The following is a 16,962-nucleotide window of genomic DNA, read 5'->3' as shown; positions in this document are numbered from 1 at the left end:
TGTTATAATCATTAAGAATGTAAAAGAAAAAAAGGAGCAAATATCGAAATGAAACGTATTGCTGTTTTAACCAGTGGTGGAGATGCCCCTGGAATGAATGCTGCTATCCGTGCAGTTGTTCGCCAAGCAATTTCTGAAGGAATGGAAGTATTTGGTATCTATAATGGATACGCTGGTATGGTTGCTGGTGATATCCATCAATTAGATGCTTCATCAGTTGGAGATATTATTTCTCGTGGTGGAACGATGCTTCATTCAGCTCGCTATCCTGAATTTGCTGAACGCGAAGGTCAATTAAAAGGGATCGAGCAGTTGAAAAAACATGGAATCGAAGGTGTCGTCGTTATCGGTGGTGATGGATCATACCACGGTGCGATGCGTTTGACAGAACATGGCTTCCCAGCTGTAGGACTTCCTGGAACAATTGATAATGATATCGTTGGTACAGATTTTACAATCGGGTTTGATACAGCTGTTACAACTGTTATGGATGCGATTGATAAGATCCGCGATACTTCGTCTAGTCACCATCGTACCTTTGTAATCGAGGTTATGGGACGTAATGCCGGGGATATTGCCCTTTGGTCTGGTATTGCTTCTGGTGCGGATGAAATTATCATTCCAGAAGAAGGCTTTGCTATCGAGGATGTCGTTGAGAGTATTAAGAAGGGCTACGAAAAAGGTCGTACACACAATATTATCGTTCTTGCTGAAGGTGTGATGTCTGCTGCTGAATTTGGTAAAGCCTTGAAAGATGCTGGAGATGCAAGCGATCTTCGTGTAACAGAACTTGGACATATCCAACGTGGTGGTTCACCTACTGCGCGTGACCGTGTTCTTGCTTCACGTTTGGGTGCACATGCTGTTAAGTTGTTGAAAGCTGGTATCGGTGGTGTAGCTGTTGGTATCCGCAATGAACAAATGGTGGAAAACCCAATTCTTGGTAGTGCAGAAGAAGGAGCCCTCTTTAGCTTAACTGAAGATGGTAAGATTAAAGTGAACAACCCTCACAAGGCTGACTTGAACCTTGCAGAGTTGAACCGTAGCTTATCTTCTATTTAATATTTATTTGTTAAAATTTGTCTAAAAAGACAGTGTATTTTAAAAGGAGTCATAGAAATCATGAACAAACGTGTAAAAATCGTTGCAACCTTAGGTCCTGCGGTAGAAATCCGTGGTGGTAAAAAATTCGGTGATGACGGATACTGGGGTGAAAAACTTGACGTTGAAGCATCAGCTAAAAACATTGCTCAATTGATCGAAGCTGGAGCAAATACTTTCCGTTTCAACTTCTCACACGGTGACCACCAAGAACAAGGTGACCGTATGGCTACTGTTAAACTTGCAGAAAAACTTGCAGGTAAAAAAGTTGGTTTCCTTCTTGATACAAAAGGTCCAGAAATCCGTACTGAATTGTTCGAAGGCGATGCTAAAGAGTACTCATACAAGACTGGTGAAAAAATCCGTGTTGCTACTAAACAAGGAATCAAATCAACTCGTGAAGTGATTGCTTTGAATGTTGCAGGTGCGCTTGACATCTATGATGACGTTGAAGTTGGTCGCCAAGTATTGGTTGACGATGGTAAATTGGGTCTTCGTGTTGTAGAAAAAGACGACGCAACTCGTGAATTCGTTTGTGAAGTTGAAAATGACGGTGTGATCGCTAAACAAAAAGGTGTGAACATCCCTAACACGAAAATTCCTTTCCCAGCTCTTGCTGAACGTGATAACGCTGATATCCGCTTCGGTTTGGAACAAGGTATCAACTTCATCGCGATCTCATTCGTACGTACTGCAAAAGACGTGAACGAAGTTCGTGCCATCTGTGAAGAAACTGGTAACGGTCACGTTCAATTGTTTGCGAAAATCGAAAACCAACAAGGTATCGATAACTTGGATGAAATCATTGAAGCTGCTGACGGTATCATGATTGCTCGTGGTGACATGGGTATCGAAGTACCATTCGAAATGGTTCCAGTTTACCAAAAAATGATCATCACAAAAGTGAACGCTGCTGGTAAAGTTGTTATCACTGCAACAAACATGCTTGAAACAATGACTGAAAAACCACGTGCAACTCGTTCAGAAGTATCTGACGTCTTCAACGCAGTTATCGACGGAACTGACGCTACTATGCTTTCAGGTGAGTCTGCAAATGGTAAATACCCACTTGAGTCTGTAACAACAATGGCAACTATTGACAAGAACGCTCAAACTCTTCTTAACGAATACGGACGTTTGAACTCAGATTCATTCGAACGTAACTCTAAGACAGAAGTTATGGCTTCAGCTGTTAAAGATGCTACAAACTCAATGGACATCAAATTGATTGTAACATTGACTAAGACTGGTCACACAGCACGTTTGATTTCTAAATACCGTCCAGATGCTGACATCTTGGCCTTGACATTTGACGAATTGACAGAGCGTGGATTGATGTTGAACTGGGGTGTTATCCCAATGTTGACTGAAGCTCCATCATCAACTGACGATATGTTCGAAATCGCAGAACGTAAAGCAGTAGAAGCAGGTCTTGTACAATCTGGTGACGATATCGTTATCGTTGCAGGTGTACCACTTGGCGAAGCTGTTCGTACAAACACAATGCGTATCCGTACAGTCCGTTAATCTAATCAATGAACAAACCTTGTTTTCTAAGTTTAAAGCTTGGAGACAAGGTTTTTCTTTTTAGAGCAATTTTCTGACAATTTGGGAATGTGGGCCTTTTTTATTGTCTAATAAAATGGTATAATGAAATGAGCTGAAAGGGGGGATAGGAATGTCGAAAAGGGATTTGATTCGGAATATTATCATCATTGGAATATTGGGCTTGGTACTTATTACTTTGCGCCTATTTGTTTTTCAACCATTGTGGGTATCTGATCAAATGGCCAATGCCTCCGTTAAGAAAGATGATTTAGTATTAGCGACTAAAAAGGGGAAAATTGATCGAACGGACTTGGTCCTCTATCATGTAAAAGAGAAACAATATCTTGGACGTGTCATTGCGATAGAGAGCGATGAGGTCAGCTATGTGGATGATGTCTTTTATCTGAATGGTGTAGCTACAGCAGAGCCGTATTTGGACAAGATGAAGACCAAACATTTGGCTGCCCCAAGTGGCGATTATTTTACAAATGATTTTTTCTCTAGAGAACTCAAGGGAACCAAGGCTGGAAAAGTACCTAGTAATAGTTACTTAGTCCTAAATGATGATCGCAACAATACCAAAGACAGTCGTGAATTTGGTTATATTCAAGCAGATCAGATTGAGGGTGTTGTCGATTTCAGATTGTACCCTCTAAATAAATTTGGTTTTATTAAAGAAGAAGAATAGTCCATGAGGACTATTTTTTCTTACAAAAAAGCTACTGCAGAAAGGAATTGCAGTAGCTTTTTGTTCTAGTTTAGATTGAGGGAGAGGGATCTATTTTTCCTGTTTATTTGTAATTTGATGAAAGACCTTTTGCCAGTGTTCATGGCGACGCCAGAGACTGGTGTGAACCTGGTTGTGTAATTCATAGCGAATCAATTTGGTCTTTTGACTGATGGATTCGATCTCGAAATTCTTAAAGGGAATTTGATGCTCTTCTTGCAAACGGACTAGGTCCTCTTTGTGGCTTTCTTGGCCGAATTCATTAATGAGGGTGAAGTTGTCTGCTAGGAGGGTTGAATATTCCTGCTGAGCCTGCAAGCGTTCTTCATAAGTTTTCAATTTGAGAAGGACATTGTCCAAAATCTCATCTTCAGGGATAGAACTTGGCTCCACATGGACATCGATATCAAAGACGCCAAACTGTTGCTTGAGAAGGCGCTCGACCTCTTCGGTAATGGCATGACTCTCATAAACAGAGAGGTCTGGATTCATTTCGATGACGACATCTAGGTAAATGTTGCTTCCATAGGTCCGTCCCCGTTGGGATTTGACCCGGCTGACTTTGGGTAATTCTAGAATGGCAGCCTTGTATTTATCAAGAAGACTTTCATCAAATCCATCTGAGAGGCTGAAGGAGGATTCAATGAAAATGTCGTAGGCAGTTTTTAGGATAAAGAAGGTAATAACGATGGCCACTAATTGGTCCACAATTGGATAGTTAAGAGCACTAGCTCCAATCGCAACAGAGGTTCCTAAAGAAGTGACCACATCAGACAGGTTATCTTTAGCAGCAGCATTAAGGGCCTTGGATTGGGCTTTCTTGGCTAAAGTGCGGTTATGAAGATAGACCGCAAACATGACAAGGGCTGACCCAACTCCAACAATGGCTCCTAAAGGATCAATAACAGTTGTTTCCCTGCTGAGAATTTTTTGAACCGTATCTCGTAGGACATCAAAGCCCACATAAAACATGATGATGGAAGTTACCAGGCTAGCTAGATCTTCAATCTTCCAATGACCAAATCGGTGGTCGCGGTCAGCTGGCTGGCGGGCCATGCGAATGCCGATGAGAAGGGCGACATTACTGATAATATCTGATAAGTTATTAAAACCATCAGCAACCAAACTGGAGGAGTGAAGGAGGTGTCCTGTTGCTAACTTAGCAGCGGATAGGAGCAGGTAGGCCACGATACTGATCAGGGCTCCACGTTCGGCTAGTTTTAAATTATTTTGTGACTTTTCCACGAGTCCCTCCTTACTTTTCATTTTTTTTTCATTCGTTTCCTCGTTTTTCTTTGATAAAGAAAAACGTATCTTCTTAAAGATTCATTATAGACTTTTTACGCTTAAAATTCAAATGAAGCCGACCATTTTCTCAAGGAGAAAGAGGTAAATTGTGGTATAATAGAACGATTGAATGAACGAGGAGTATGAGATGAATCCTTTATTGAATGGTATGAATGACCGCCAAGCGGAGGCGGTCCAAACGACAGAAGGTCCCCTCTTGATCATGGCGGGGGCAGGTTCTGGTAAGACACGTGTCTTGACCCATCGGATTGCTTACTTGATTGATGAAAAAATGGTCAATCCTTGGAATATTTTGGCCATTACCTTTACCAATAAAGCCGCTCGCGAGATGAAAGAGCGGGCTTATCACCTAAATCCGGCGACTCAAGATTGCTTGATCGCCACCTTCCACTCCATGTGTGTGCGTATCCTTCGCCGCGATGCGGATCACATTGGTTACAATCGTAACTTTACCATTGTCGATCCAGGTGAGCAGCGCACACTGATGAAACGTATTCTCAAGCAGTTAAACTTGGATCCTAAAAAATGGAATGAACGAACCATTTTGGGGACCATTTCCAATGCCAAGAACGACCTGATCGACGAAGTGGCTTATGCCACCCAAGCGGGGGATATGTACACCCATATCGTCGCCAAGTGCTATGAGGCTTACCAAAAGGAACTCCGTCAGTCAGAAGCGGTGGATTTTGATGATTTGATCATGTTGACCTTGCGTCTCTTTGACCAGCATCCAGATGTGCTGACCTATTACCAGCAGAAGTTCCAATACATCCATGTAGATGAGTACCAAGATACCAACCATGCCCAATACCAATTGGTCAAACTCTTGGCTTCTCGCTTTAAAAATATCTGTGTTGTTGGGGATGCTGACCAGTCTATTTATGGCTGGCGGGGTGCAGACATGCAAAATATTCTCGACTTTGAAAAGGATTATCCAGATGCCAAGGTCGTCTTGTTAGAGGAAAATTATCGCTCCACTAAAACCATCCTACAAGCAGCTAACGATGTGATCAAAAATAATCGGAACCGCCGTCCGAAGAATCTCTGGACCCAAAATGCTGATGGAGAAGAGATTGTTTATTACCGGGCTAATGATGAGCAGGATGAAGCAGTCTTTGTTGCCAAAACCATTGAAGAGCTCAGTCGCGAAGCTGGCTATAAGCATCGTGATTTTGCGGTTCTCTACCGGACTAATGCCCAGTCACGGACCATTGAAGAAGCACTGCTCAAATCCAATATTCCCTACACCATGGTAGGGGGCACCAAGTTCTACAGCCGGAAGGAAATTCGGGATGTCATTGCTTATCTGAACTTGATTGCCAACCTCAGTGACAATATCAGTTTTGAGCGCATTATCAATGAACCTAAGCGGGGAATCGGGCCAGGTACAGTGGATAAGATTCGCGACTTTGCCCAAATGCAAGAGTCCTCACTCCTGGATGCTTCAGCCAATATCATGCTCTCTGGCATCAAAGGCAAGGCAGCCCAAGCCATCTGGGACTTTGCCAATCTCATTCTTGATTTGAGAGAAAAATTGGACCAGCTGACCATTACAGAGTTGGTCGAAGAAGTCCTTGACAAGACAGGTTATATGACGGCCCTAACCAATCAGGGAAATCTGGAAAGTCAGGCCCGCATCGAGAATATCCAAGAGTTCCTATCTGTTACCAAGAATTTTGATGAAAATGGCGATTCTGTTGAAGACGAATCAGGTGTGGATACCTTGAGTCGTTTCTTGAACGACTTAGCCTTGATTGCCGATACAGACGATGGAGCGCAAGAGACCTCAGAAGTCACCTTGATGACCCTTCACGCGGCCAAAGGTTTGGAATTCCCAGTGGTTTTCTTGATTGGGATGGAAGAAAACGTCTTTCCTCTTAGTCGAGCGGCAGAGGATCCGGATGAGTTGGAAGAAGAACGTCGTTTGGCTTACGTGGGGATCACACGGGCAGAGAAGGTTCTCTTCTTGACCAATGCCAATTCTCGTTTGCTCTTTGGGCGGACCAGCTACAACCGTCCGACGCGCTTTATCAATGAAATTAGCTCAGATTTGTTAACCTGCCAAGGATTAGCGCGTCCGGCCAACACTAGCTTTAAGGTTTCTTATAGCAATGGTGGCGGAACGACCTTTGGAAAAGGCATGAGTCTGTCACAAGCCCTTCAGGAGCGCAAGAGACAAGCAGCTCCAAGTGCGCTCACATCATCAAGCCTTCCTTTTGGCAATAGCAACCGTTCTAGTGCCAAAGAGAGCGTCGCTTGGTCTATTGGCGACATTGCTATTCACAAGAAGTGGGGAGAAGGAACTGTGCTTGAAGTCTCTGGTAGTGGCAACACCCAAGAACTCAAGATCAACTTCCCAGAAGTGGGGCTCAAGAAACTCTTGGCCAGTGTCGCGCCGATTGAGAAGAAATAAACTAAAGCCAGTAAGCTAAGTGTACTGTTTCAGATCATAAACATGCACTATCTCCTTGAGGATCTAATTTGTTACTGCAAGAAAAAGTTCCAAGAAAAGAACTTCTGGGAATAGTGCAGAATAGGTTGAGACTTTTCGCCGTGAGGAAAGCACCAGAAACACATCAGTTTCTGGTGCTCGGTAGATTTGAGACGTGAGGCTCAAATCTAAGGTATGGAATCCCAAAGGGAGTCGCTGCCGTCCGTCCTCACCTAAGAAAAGTCTCTATAGAGGAATGAATATTCAGTTGAAACCAGCAAGCTTAGCTTGCTGGTTTTGATTTTCCAAGTGGCATGATATAATATACTAAGAATAGAGAAAGAGGCATGCTATGAACGAAATCAAGTGCCCCAACTGTGGGGAAGTCTTTACAGTCAATGAAAGTCAATACAGCGAACTCTTGTCACAGGTACGGACAGCTGAGTTTGACAAGGAAATTCATGAGCGGATTCGGCAAGAGTTGGCTTTAGCTGAGCAAAAGGCCCTTAATGAGCAGCAAGAGAAGTTAGCCAAGAAGGACCAAGAAATTGCCCAGTTACAAAACCAGATTCAACAGTTTGATACTGAAAAAGAATTGGCGAAAAAGGAAGTAGAGCAAGCCGCGAGCCAAAGCCTGCTAGAGAAAGAAAAAGAAGTACAAGCGCTGGAAAATCAGTTGGCTACCTTGCGCTTGGAGCATGAAAATCAGCTTCAAAAAACACTGTCTAATCTAGAGAAAGAAAGAGACCAGGTCAAAAATCAGCTCCTTCTACAAGAAAAAGAAAACGAGCTTTCTCTTGCTTCGGTGAAACAAAACTATGAGGCCCAGCTTAAGGCGGCCAATGAGCAGGTTGAGTTTTACAAGAACTTCAAGGCCCAACAATCAACCAAGGCCATTGGGGAAAGTCTGGAGCAGTATGCGGAAAGTGAGTTTAACAAGGTCCGTAGCTTTGCCTTTCCAAACGCTTATTTCGAAAAGGACAACAAGGTTTCTGCTCGTGGGTCTAAAGGGGACTTTATCTTCCGTGATTTTGATGAAAATGGGCTGGAATTCATTTCTATCATGTTTGAGATGAAAAATGAAGCGGATGGAACTGAGAAAAAACATAAGAATGCCGATTTCTACAAGGAGTTGGACAAGGATCGTCGAGAAAAGAACTGTGAGTATGCTGTTTTGGTAAGTATGCTTGAAGCAGATAATGACTACTTCAACACAGGGATTGTCGATGTTAGCCACGAGTATGAGAAGATGTACGTCGTTCGTCCTCAGTTCTTTATCCAGTTGATTGGTCTCTTACGCAATGCGGCTCTTAACTCTCTTAAATACAAGCAAGAACTAGCACTTATCCGTGAGCAAAATATTGACATTACCCACTTTGAAGAAGACCTAGACGCCTTCAAGGTTGCCTTTGCTAAGAACTACAATTCAGCCTCAGTCAACTTTGGCAAGGCCATCGATGAAATCGACAAAGCCATTAAGCGGATGGAAGAAGTCAAGAAATTCCTCACCACATCAGAAAATCAACTCCGACTTGCCAATAATAAGCTGGATGATGTATCAGTCAAAAAATTGACCCGCAAAAATCCAACTATGAAAGCAAAGTTTGATGCCTTGAAGGGGGAATAGAAAGCAGTGGAAAATGAATTATTAGTATTGAATACTGAAGAAGTAAATGAGTCTGAAAATTTAAATTATGACGAATTAGAAGAACTATTGGAACAGCAATTTACAATGGAGTTTTCTAATCTTGAAAAATTAGAACTAGAATGTAAAGAAATTAGTTCACCAGATAAATTGGGGGATGTTATTTTAGATGAAATATGGAATCAATTTGCGAATCAAATTGGTTTAGAAATGACAAGTGACACGCTTCTTAATCAGTATAATGATAATAAAGATAGACCAAAAGAATATACCAAAAATATTGGTAAAGATATTCTGGAAGATAAAAGATATACTGCTGCAAATAAAGCTATGAAAGAAAAGCAAAAATTAGGAAACTTGAAGGATGAATACACCGGAAAAACATTAAAAGTAAATGAAAAAGCTAATTTAGATCACGTTGTAGCACGTAAACAAATTTTTGAAAATCCTTGGAGAAAGATTGCTGATATAGAAACTGCCGATTTAGCAAACAAATCAGAAAATTTTGCTGCAACAAACGAATCACTTAATAAAAGTAAAGGAGCAAAATCCAATAGTGAATATATAAAGAATAGAGAAGCGAGGGAAAAAAAACTCAAGGATCAAGTCAAAAGAGCTAATGAGAAGATTGATAAGAAGAATATCTCAGATGTAGAAAAGAAAAATCTTAAAGCTGAAAATGAAAAAAGATTAAATGATAAATTAGCGGCTGATTCGAAGAAAATGCTCAAAGCTGAGAAAACAGCGAAGAAAGCTATCAATAAGGATATTGCAAAGAAGGCTTCTGTCAGAATAGCCAATAAAGCTGGTAAAGACGCGGTTAAAGCTATGTTTGTTGCAGCATTATTTGGGATGCTGAAAGAAATTATGAATGCTTTAGTTCGTTTTTTTAAATCTAAAAAACGTTCGTTTGATGCATTCTTAGATGAAATGAAAAATGCGCTTCATTCCTTCTTTAATAAAATTAAAGATTTTATCAAAGTTGGTGTAGACAGTTTTGTTGGGAGTATAGTGGGAGAGATTATTGGAGCAATAAATCAAAAATTAAGAAGGCTTCCAAACATGGTCAAACAAGTATTTGGGTCAATCAGAGAGAGTATTTCTTATTTATCGAATCCTGAAAATCAATCTCATTCTGTTGAAATTAAAATTGCCCATATATCAAAAATCATTACTTCTGGTTTGGTTGCTGTAGGAGCAATGTTTTTAGGAGAAATTCTCGAAAAGTATTTATTAACAATACCAGGTATGGGATTTGAAATAAAGTTTTTAGGTACTTTAGCAAATGTTTTGGGAATGTTTTTTGCAAGTGTACTGACAGGAATATTGGCTGTCATTATCATTAATAAACTTGATCAATTTATTTCAAGAAAGTTAATTGAGGAGAATCAAAAGCAACAAGCTGATAAGAAAAACGAACTGTTGAGAATTCAAGATATACAAATTTTTGTTGCAGAAGAAAATGTTGCTGTTAAACGAAATAGTATTTTAAATAAGATGGCTAAAAATCATAAAAAATTACGAGAATTACTAGATAGTATCCAGGAAGAGTTTATTATCTCTAAAGTTGACTTTAAACAACGATTATCAAATACTGAAGAATACTTTGATGAGAAGCATAATGAACTAAAGGAAATGCAAGAGATATTAAACAATTTATTATAGGAGAAAGTTATGTCAGATGAATTGGAGATTCAAGTTTTAGCGAAATCTGAAAGATTTAATGATAAAAAACAGGAGTTAAAAGATTTTAGCGAGAAGATTCCTAAACAATCAAATCTACCAACTGTACCAAAAGAGGATCCCTTTTTAGGATTTATGGGAATGGAGTATGATGTTAAAGGGAAGGATTTAAATGCTCTTTCTGATGCCGTTCAAAATAGAATGATTGAACAAAACAAGCATATTAAAAAGATTATTCAGGAATTTAATACTATTTACGAAACATTTCAGATATTAGATGATGAATATATTCAGAATATTTCAAAATCTTTGCTTGCGGCAAAAGAAGCTAATAATATTGCTTTACAAGGCTTAGAGGAAACTAAATCATATCAAAAAAGTAATGAAAATTTATTAAATGATATTTTCAAACAAAATAAAGATATAATAAATATTTTGAAGGACCATCATAATAAATTGGAAGAAATAGATCAGCTTGAAGATAGACAAAGTCAAACTCAGATTGAAATTGACAATTTAAACGTAAATCTAAATAAATTAGCAAAAATTGAAAATAGTTTTTATGATTTACAGGTACAAGTAGAAGAAAAACAGAGTATTTTAAAAAATGAAATGGATGGTGTGTATCGTAGAGTAAAAGAAGAAAAAGAACATTTAAATAAATGTGTTGAAGATTTTCAAATAAAATTAGAAAAAAGTCAAAGAGAGATCAGTTTTTTTAAAAATGGTTTCTATATTCTGGGTCTAGTTGTGGTAATAATAGTAATATTTCTATTATTTAAGGTAGTGTAGATGATTAGTGAAACTTATTTAAAATTGTTAAAAACAGAAGTGAAAAAAATTGACGAATTAACGAATATGACTTATGAATTTGAAATAATTCTTCAAGATATTGTAAATCATGTTAAAAATTCAGAGCTAGAGTTTGTAAAACGTTTAGGAAATTTGTCAAATAATAAAACATTTCCAACTATGAAGGATAAACAATCTAATATATTAGAAATTTTATATAAATATTTAGGTGCCAGAGTTATTGATACAAACTATGCTATATTAAAAGAAACCAATACAAAATCTTTTGAGATATTATCGAATGAATTAAATTCTTTAATAGGCTTAGAAAATGTAAAAAAAGAGATAGACGGACTAGTAACATTTAATAAAATTCAAAAAGTTAGGGAAAACCTTGGTCTAAAAAAGACAAGTAGAACAATGCATATGGCATTTTTAGGGAATCCAGGAACGGCCAAAACGACTGTTGCTAGGATTGTGGGAAACATGTATCGTTCACTAGGTCTTTTAAGTAAGGGGCATTTTATTGAAGCAAGTAGAACTGATTTAATAGCTGAATATCAAGGCCAAACTGCTATAAAAGTTAAGAGGATTATCCAAAAATCTATAGGAGGGGTTTTATTTATAGACGAAGCTTATAGCATAACAGAGAACGATAAAAGTGACAGTTATGGTAGAGAATGTTTAACTGAGTTAACGAAAGCACTAGAAGACTATAGAAGTGACTTAGTAGTGATTGTGGCAGGTTATGAAGATCAAATGAACCAATTCTTTAACTCTAACCCTGGACTAAAGTCTAGATTTAACTATTTTATACATTTTAAAGACTATTCAGTAGAGGAATTACTAGAAATATTTCTTTATATTTGTTCAGAAAATGATTATTTGATTTCTAAAGAAGCTCAAGATAAAGTTAAGGATATTTTTCAAAAGTCCATTAATGAAAAGGATAATTTGAAATCAAATGGAAGATTAGCAAGAAATATTTTTGATTCTGTCGTAATGAATCAGGCAAAAAGATTGGCAAGATCCCAGTCATTTTCTAAAGAAACTCTTCAGTTAATTACTAGTGAAGATATTTTTTTAGAAAATCAAAACTAACATAAAAAACGCTGGAAAAATTTTTCCAGCGTTTTTATGTTAGTTAAATCGCAAAGAGATCGTTTAGGTTTTCTGCCATGGTTGGGTGGGTAAAGATTTGTTTTGCGATGTAAGTATAAGGGATCTTGTTGTCCATGGCCATGGTGATCAGGTTGATGAGTTCGCCTGCAGCTTCTCCAAAGAGAGTTGCTCCAAGGATTTCTTTGGTTTCTGGATTGACCACAGCTTTGAAGGCACCTCGAAGGTATGCATTGACATGGCCACGTGGCATGGCAGCAACTGGCAATTCTTTGACAGCCACTGGAAGTCCTTTGTCACGTGCTTCTTGCTCAGTCAAGCCGACTTGGGCCAATGGAGGAGCAATGAAGAGTGTTGTCGCATAGTTTCCGCGTGTTTCGAGATTGTAGCTACCATCTCCTGTAAGGTAGTTGAAGACGATGCGGAAGTCATCGAGGGACATATAGGTGAACTGAGGCCCACCATTGACATCCCCAACTGCAAAGACACCAGGGACGCTGGTTTCCAAATGACGGTTGACTTGAATCGCTCCACGATCAGTAACTTGGATATCTGTGTTCTCAAGACCAAGACCAGCTGTATTTGGTTTACGTCCTGTTGCGTAGAGAAGAATATCAAACTCGAAGTCTCCCTTATCGGTTACAAGGGTTAAGCTAGCTTCACCATCTTTGATTTCTTGGGTATGAACGCCTTGCAAGAATTGAATACCATCTTTTTCAAGGTAGCCTTTTGCAAGAGCTGCAATGCTTGGCTCAATCCGTGGCAAGAACGCTTCAGAAGCATCCAGTACTGTTACTTGGCTACCCAAGGTATTGTAGAGGTGGGCAAATTCCAATCCGATTGGTCCACCACCAAGGACGCCCAGGCGTTTAGGTAGATTTTCCAAACGTTGAATACCGGTTGAATCCACTGCAAACTTGCTTTCAGCCAGTCCTGGGATTGGAAGGATAGTTGGCACCGCACCAGTATTAATAATAATGGTTTCAGCAGTCAATTCTTCCTTTTCATCTCCAGCTTGAATTTCAATGACCTTGTTGGAAACGAATCGAGCAGTCGCGTCGATAATGTCTACACCAGTTCCAGCAATAGTTGCGTAGTTCTTGCCGTTGAGACGAGTAGTGACCGCATTTTTTTCGCTCATAGCTTGTTCAAAATCCAAGCCTTTTTCTGCTGCGACGATCAAGGTCTTAGTTGGAATACAAGCGATATTGATACAAGTACCACCATACATAGACTTGCTCTTTTCAATCAGAGCAACTTTTTTTCCTTGGCTTGATAATTTCGCTGCAAGTGTTTTACCAGCTTTACCAAATCCAATAACAATAACATCATACATTAACATATGTTACACCTTCTTTCGCTTTCTATTGTATCAAACCCATTTTAAAAAGTCTGAAATCTGCTACGGGATTTTTTTGAAGCTCATGGGAAGTGGGAAAGAGGGACAAGAAGTCTCGTTTTTTACTGTAAAAAATTAAAAAAAGAGCCAAAAGAACGCAAGCCACGCAAAGCAAAGCGGTTCAAGTAAGGCTCTGGTAGGTTGGGGCGAAAGCCCCTTAGACCTACCATGATTATATCATATCGATCAAAGAAATGAAATATTTACCAAAAGCCATTACCTGGCTACGGTCCGGAAAGAAGCGATTTGAAGATTTAAGTATAGAAACAGTAAGTAAGGTTCAAATTGGCTAGATAAAAAATAAAAAGGTTGTTTATTCAGCCTTTTCTATTTTCTGTTATAACGGCAATCGAGTGACTACGTAATTGACTACGTTTTTATTCGTTTGAGCATTATCTGACAGTACCTAAAATATAGTAAAATCAACTATCCGCACTTAATTGGTAACTGATAGAATGTATTTAATTTTCATGGTATAATAAAGGGTCGGTGACTAGGGTGGTCACACATGAGATAGAAAGAGCAATTCAAATAGACGGAATTATCAATCTAAAAAAAGAAGCAGGGATGACTTCACAAGATGTTGTCTTTAAACTGCGAAAAATCTTAGGAAGCAAGAAGATTGGCCATGGAGGGACTCTGGAGCCGGATGTGGTGGGAGTGCTTCCGATTGCCGTAGGAAAAGCGACCCGGATGGTCGAATTTATGTAAGATGAGGGTAAAATCTACGAGGGAGAAATCACTTTGAGATTTTCTACCACGACGGAAGATGCTAGTGGGGTTTAAAAGGAGACTTTCAATCTGCCATGGAAAATATGTCCAAATATAATTTGAAAAAAATTTGGGGCAGATTAAGAGACTATACATCTTTAATATCAAGCTTTGAGCTATTAAAAGTTTCCATTCATCTTTAAGATGCGCAAGATATTGCTTTCTTTGAGGAACAGTTGTCCAAGGCGCCAGATTCGAAAGATGGTAAGGCTAAACTCGTTGCTCAAGCCCAAGCCATAAAAGATATTGTGTTCAATCAAGAAGTGAACGACTACTTCGATACTACCGAACCAGAAAGTAAGCTAGCTCGAATCATGTTCTCTTATTATGGAGCACTCAATGCTCAATTAAAAGGAGATGAAGCTCGTGCTCGAAGTTTGTTTGAAAGCATAGCCCATGAAAATCCAGAGCTTTTTATGTTCAGGAAGCGCAGAAATATTTAGAAGGAGAAAACTGATGTCGGAACGTAGAGCTTCACCGATTGGAAGTGTTGTTCGTGTGAGAGAAGGTGTGGAGTCACTCATGATAATAAATTGCTGTCCAGATATTAAAAAAGCAGAGGCAAAAATGAAACTAGGACCATTTGGATTGGGCTTATCAATAGGGGAGTAAAGCATGGAAATACAACTACAATTACGAGGAAACTCAGAGGGATTTATCCTTCAGTCGAAACTACCTGATGAAGAACATTGGACTGAGAGGATTGAAATCGTTCAAGAAGAGGAAGGTTATCGTCTATATGCAAAAGATGTAGAAATTCTTGTCTTGAAAGCATCAGAATACATTTCTAAAAGAAAAAGAATAGTCGCAAGAGGGTTAAATAAGGATTTGATTTATTTTGAAGAAGAAAGATTTGATCATTTATGGGAACAAGCATATTGGCATGGAGTTTTTCAATTCAATTTAAACAACTATGAAATGAAGTGTGTAGGTTCAGGTAGTAAAGGAGATATTCTACCTGTGACAAAAGATGGCATTCCGATTGCCGTTTATGCTGCAAGTAATATTGCAATTGCTGGAAAGAGAAACTTTTCTCTCTATACTGAAAATATTGACGAAATTGACAGTTTACTGATGTTTTATATAGTTGATTATATTAGGGGATATGACTTTTTAGATATTGATTCTTTATCTGCAAGATATCGTTACTTTTATCAATTCAGTGACCGCTCAGCTCTAACGAAGGAACATTTAGATATGCTTCCAGAGGGGAGAAGACCTTCCAAGTTAGAGGCGTTTATCATTTATTTTTTATCAGCTTTGCTTGTTGTGGTTGTCAGTTTGGTATCATTACGCTCTTGGTTCTTATTATTAGTAATTCTTCTGATACATTCTATTTATAATATCATAAAGAATTGGAGAAATAGAGATGAATAGTAGGGTATTTACCTATAGATTTATTATTGATGCTACATTAAAAGGAATCTTAAAAAAGGTACCAATAGCCTAATTAAAGGCATGAGAGGATGGTTTAATGATACTGGAACGAATTAAAAAAATTTATTAACCACATGATGAGAAAGGAAAATAGAAAGCAAGACATGGACGGAATTATTAATATAAAAAAAGAAGCGGGCATGACTTCGCATGATGTGGTCTTTAAACTTCGGAAAATCTTAGGCACCAAGAAGATTGGCCATGGAGGAACTTTGGATCCGGATGTGGTGGGCGTTTTACCCATTGCTGTAGGGAAGGCGACTCGTATGGTCGAGTTCATGCAGGATGAGGGCAAGGTCTACGAGGGGGAAATCACTCTGGGATATTCAACAACGACCGAGGATGCTAGTGGGGAAGTTGTCGCAGAGACTCCTGTTTTGTCTCCACTGGATGAAAAGCTTGTTGATGAAGCCATTGCTAGTCTGACAGGGCCTATCACCCAGATTCCACCAATGTACTCAGCAGTCAAGGTCAATGGGCGTAAGCTCTATGAATATGCGCGTGCTGGTCAGGAGGTCGAACGTCCAGAACGTCAGGTGACCATTTATAGTTTTGAAAGAACCAGTCCCATTTGCTACGAGGATAAACTTGCGCGTTTTACTTTCCGAGTAAAATGTAGCAAGGGGACCTATATTCGGACCTTGTCGGTGGATTTGGGTCAAAAACTGGGCTACGCAGCCCATATGTCTCATCTGACACGGACCAGTGCTGCTGGTTTGTCACTGGATGATGCCCTGACCTTAGAAGAAGTGGCTGAAAAAGTAGCCCAAGGAGATTTGAGCTTCCTTTACCCACTTGAGATTGGCACCGGGGATCTGGAAAAAGTAGAGCTGACAGTAGAAGAGGTCGATGAAGTCCAAGTGGGACGCTTTATTCCAGTTGAGAGTGACTCCAAAGAGTTAGCTGCTTTTTACCAAGGAAAATTGGTAGCCATTTTAGAAAAAAGAGAAGAACTTTACAAACCTCGAAAAGTCTTTCTAACAGAAAGTGTGTTACAATAA

General features: G+C 39.2%; 14 protein-coding genes and 1 pseudogene. 13 read left to right on the top strand and 2 right to left on the bottom strand.

The genetic code is table 11. From position 1 onward, the window contains the following. Positions 1-48 precede the first annotated feature (48 nt). From pfkA to lepB, 3 genes are all read left to right on the top strand, one after another. A complete protein-coding gene (gene pfkA / locus AC3E6G_RS05220) occupies positions 49-1,062 on the top strand; it encodes a 6-phosphofructokinase (RefSeq protein ID WP_061563802.1) in 1,014 nt (337 codons plus the stop codon). A gap of 60 nt (positions 1,063-1,122) precedes the next feature. After that, complete coding sequence (gene pyk / locus AC3E6G_RS05215; protein WP_048689107.1) at positions 1,123-2,628, top strand: pyruvate kinase; 1,506 nt, start codon at positions 1,123-1,125, stop codon at positions 2,626-2,628. Positions 2,629-2,779: 151 nt separating this feature from the next. After that, positions 2,780-3,337, top strand: a complete 558-nt coding sequence (gene lepB / locus AC3E6G_RS05210) for a signal peptidase I (RefSeq protein ID WP_006596584.1) — start codon at positions 2,780-2,782, stop codon at positions 3,335-3,337. A gap of 90 nt (positions 3,338-3,427) precedes the next feature. Here lepB and AC3E6G_RS05205 read toward each other — a convergent pair whose 3' ends face one another. After that, positions 3,428-4,621 (bottom strand): cation diffusion facilitator family transporter, encoded by a 1,194-nt coding sequence (locus AC3E6G_RS05205; RefSeq protein WP_061563803.1) that lies wholly within the window; start codon positions 4,619-4,621, stop codon positions 3,428-3,430. Between the two features lie 190 nt (positions 4,622-4,811). Between AC3E6G_RS05205 and pcrA the strand changes: the two genes are divergently transcribed. The 5 genes from pcrA (at position 4,812) to AC3E6G_RS05180 (ending at position 12,336) form a co-directional block, all read left to right on the top strand. Then, complete coding sequence (gene pcrA / locus AC3E6G_RS05200) at positions 4,812-7,097, top strand: DNA helicase PcrA (protein WP_366961559.1); 2,286 nt, start codon at positions 4,812-4,814, stop codon at positions 7,095-7,097. Between the two features lie 370 nt (positions 7,098-7,467). Continuing rightward, on the top strand, positions 7,468-8,742 hold the full coding sequence (locus AC3E6G_RS05195; RefSeq protein ID WP_366961560.1) for a DUF2130 domain-containing protein: 1,275 nt from the start codon (positions 7,468-7,470) through the stop codon (positions 8,740-8,742). Between the two features lie 6 nt (positions 8,743-8,748). Continuing rightward, positions 8,749-10,425 (top strand): ligand-binding sensor domain-containing protein, encoded by a 1,677-nt coding sequence (locus tag AC3E6G_RS05190; RefSeq protein WP_061563804.1) that lies wholly within the window; start codon positions 8,749-8,751, stop codon positions 10,423-10,425. 9 nt (positions 10,426-10,434) lie between these two features. Further along, positions 10,435-11,235, top strand: coding sequence for a hypothetical protein (locus AC3E6G_RS05185; protein ID WP_061563805.1), 801 nt, complete (start codon positions 10,435-10,437; stop codon positions 11,233-11,235). Continuing rightward, a complete protein-coding gene (locus tag AC3E6G_RS05180) occupies positions 11,236-12,336 on the top strand; it encodes an AAA family ATPase (RefSeq protein ID WP_061563806.1) in 1,101 nt (366 codons plus the stop codon). 43 nt (positions 12,337-12,379) lie between these two features. Here AC3E6G_RS05180 and AC3E6G_RS05175 read toward each other — a convergent pair whose 3' ends face one another. After that, entirely contained in the window at positions 12,380-13,696 is a 1,317-nt protein-coding gene (locus AC3E6G_RS05175) for an FAD-containing oxidoreductase (protein ID WP_061563807.1), read from the bottom strand. Positions 13,697-14,284: 588 nt separating this feature from the next. Here AC3E6G_RS05175 and truB (AC3E6G_RS05170) point away from each other — a divergent pair. From truB (AC3E6G_RS05170) to truB (AC3E6G_RS05150), 5 genes and pseudogenes are all read left to right on the top strand, one after another. After that, positions 14,285-14,533 (top strand): annotated as a pseudogene (truB, locus tag AC3E6G_RS05170) (tRNA pseudouridine(55) synthase TruB); the annotation flags it as partial. 167 nt (positions 14,534-14,700) lie between these two features. Next, positions 14,701-14,967, top strand: coding sequence for a hypothetical protein (locus tag AC3E6G_RS05165; RefSeq protein ID WP_490700596.1), 267 nt, complete (start codon positions 14,701-14,703; stop codon positions 14,965-14,967). A gap of 13 nt (positions 14,968-14,980) precedes the next feature. Next, positions 14,981-15,136 carry a hypothetical protein gene (locus AC3E6G_RS05160; RefSeq protein WP_185761515.1) on the top strand — a complete coding sequence of 52 codons (156 nt, stop codon included), beginning with the start codon at positions 14,981-14,983 and terminating at the stop codon, positions 15,134-15,136. Positions 15,137-15,139: 3 nt separating this feature from the next. Then, complete coding sequence (locus tag AC3E6G_RS05155; protein ID WP_048689987.1) at positions 15,140-15,901, top strand: hypothetical protein; 762 nt, start codon at positions 15,140-15,142, stop codon at positions 15,899-15,901. 164 nt (positions 15,902-16,065) lie between these two features. Further along, complete coding sequence (truB, locus tag AC3E6G_RS05150; protein ID WP_490700595.1) at positions 16,066-16,962, top strand: tRNA pseudouridine(55) synthase TruB; 897 nt, start codon at positions 16,066-16,068, stop codon at positions 16,960-16,962.

The sequence above is a fragment of the Streptococcus sp. SCPM-O-B-23252 (M501) genome (assembly GCF_058200355.1).
The sequence above is the reverse complement of the archived record's forward strand: the minus strand, read 5'-3'. Positions and strand labels throughout refer to the sequence as shown.

Coding starts and splice junctions, on each gene's coding strand:
- pfkA (WP_061563802.1), top strand. CDS start 49: ATGAAACGTATTGCTGTTTTAACCAGTGGTGGAGATGCCCCTGGAATG.
- pyk (WP_048689107.1), top strand. CDS start 1,123: ATGAACAAACGTGTAAAAATCGTTGCAACCTTAGGTCCTGCGGTAGAA.
- lepB (WP_006596584.1), top strand. CDS start 2,780: ATGTCGAAAAGGGATTTGATTCGGAATATTATCATCATTGGAATATTG.
- pcrA (WP_366961559.1), top strand. CDS start 4,812: ATGAATCCTTTATTGAATGGTATGAATGACCGCCAAGCGGAGGCGGTC.
- AC3E6G_RS05195 (WP_366961560.1), top strand. CDS start 7,468: ATGAACGAAATCAAGTGCCCCAACTGTGGGGAAGTCTTTACAGTCAAT.
- AC3E6G_RS05185 (WP_061563805.1), top strand. CDS start 10,435: ATGTCAGATGAATTGGAGATTCAAGTTTTAGCGAAATCTGAAAGATTT.
- AC3E6G_RS05180 (WP_061563806.1), top strand. CDS start 11,236: ATGATTAGTGAAACTTATTTAAAATTGTTAAAAACAGAAGTGAAAAAA.
- AC3E6G_RS05175 (WP_061563807.1), bottom strand. CDS start 13,696: ATGTTAATGTATGATGTTATTGTTATTGGATTTGGTAAAGCTGGTAAA.
- AC3E6G_RS05160 (WP_185761515.1), top strand. CDS start 14,981: ATGTCGGAACGTAGAGCTTCACCGATTGGAAGTGTTGTTCGTGTGAGA.
- AC3E6G_RS05155 (WP_048689987.1), top strand. CDS start 15,140: ATGGAAATACAACTACAATTACGAGGAAACTCAGAGGGATTTATCCTT.
- truB (WP_490700595.1), top strand. CDS start 16,066: ATGGACGGAATTATTAATATAAAAAAAGAAGCGGGCATGACTTCGCAT.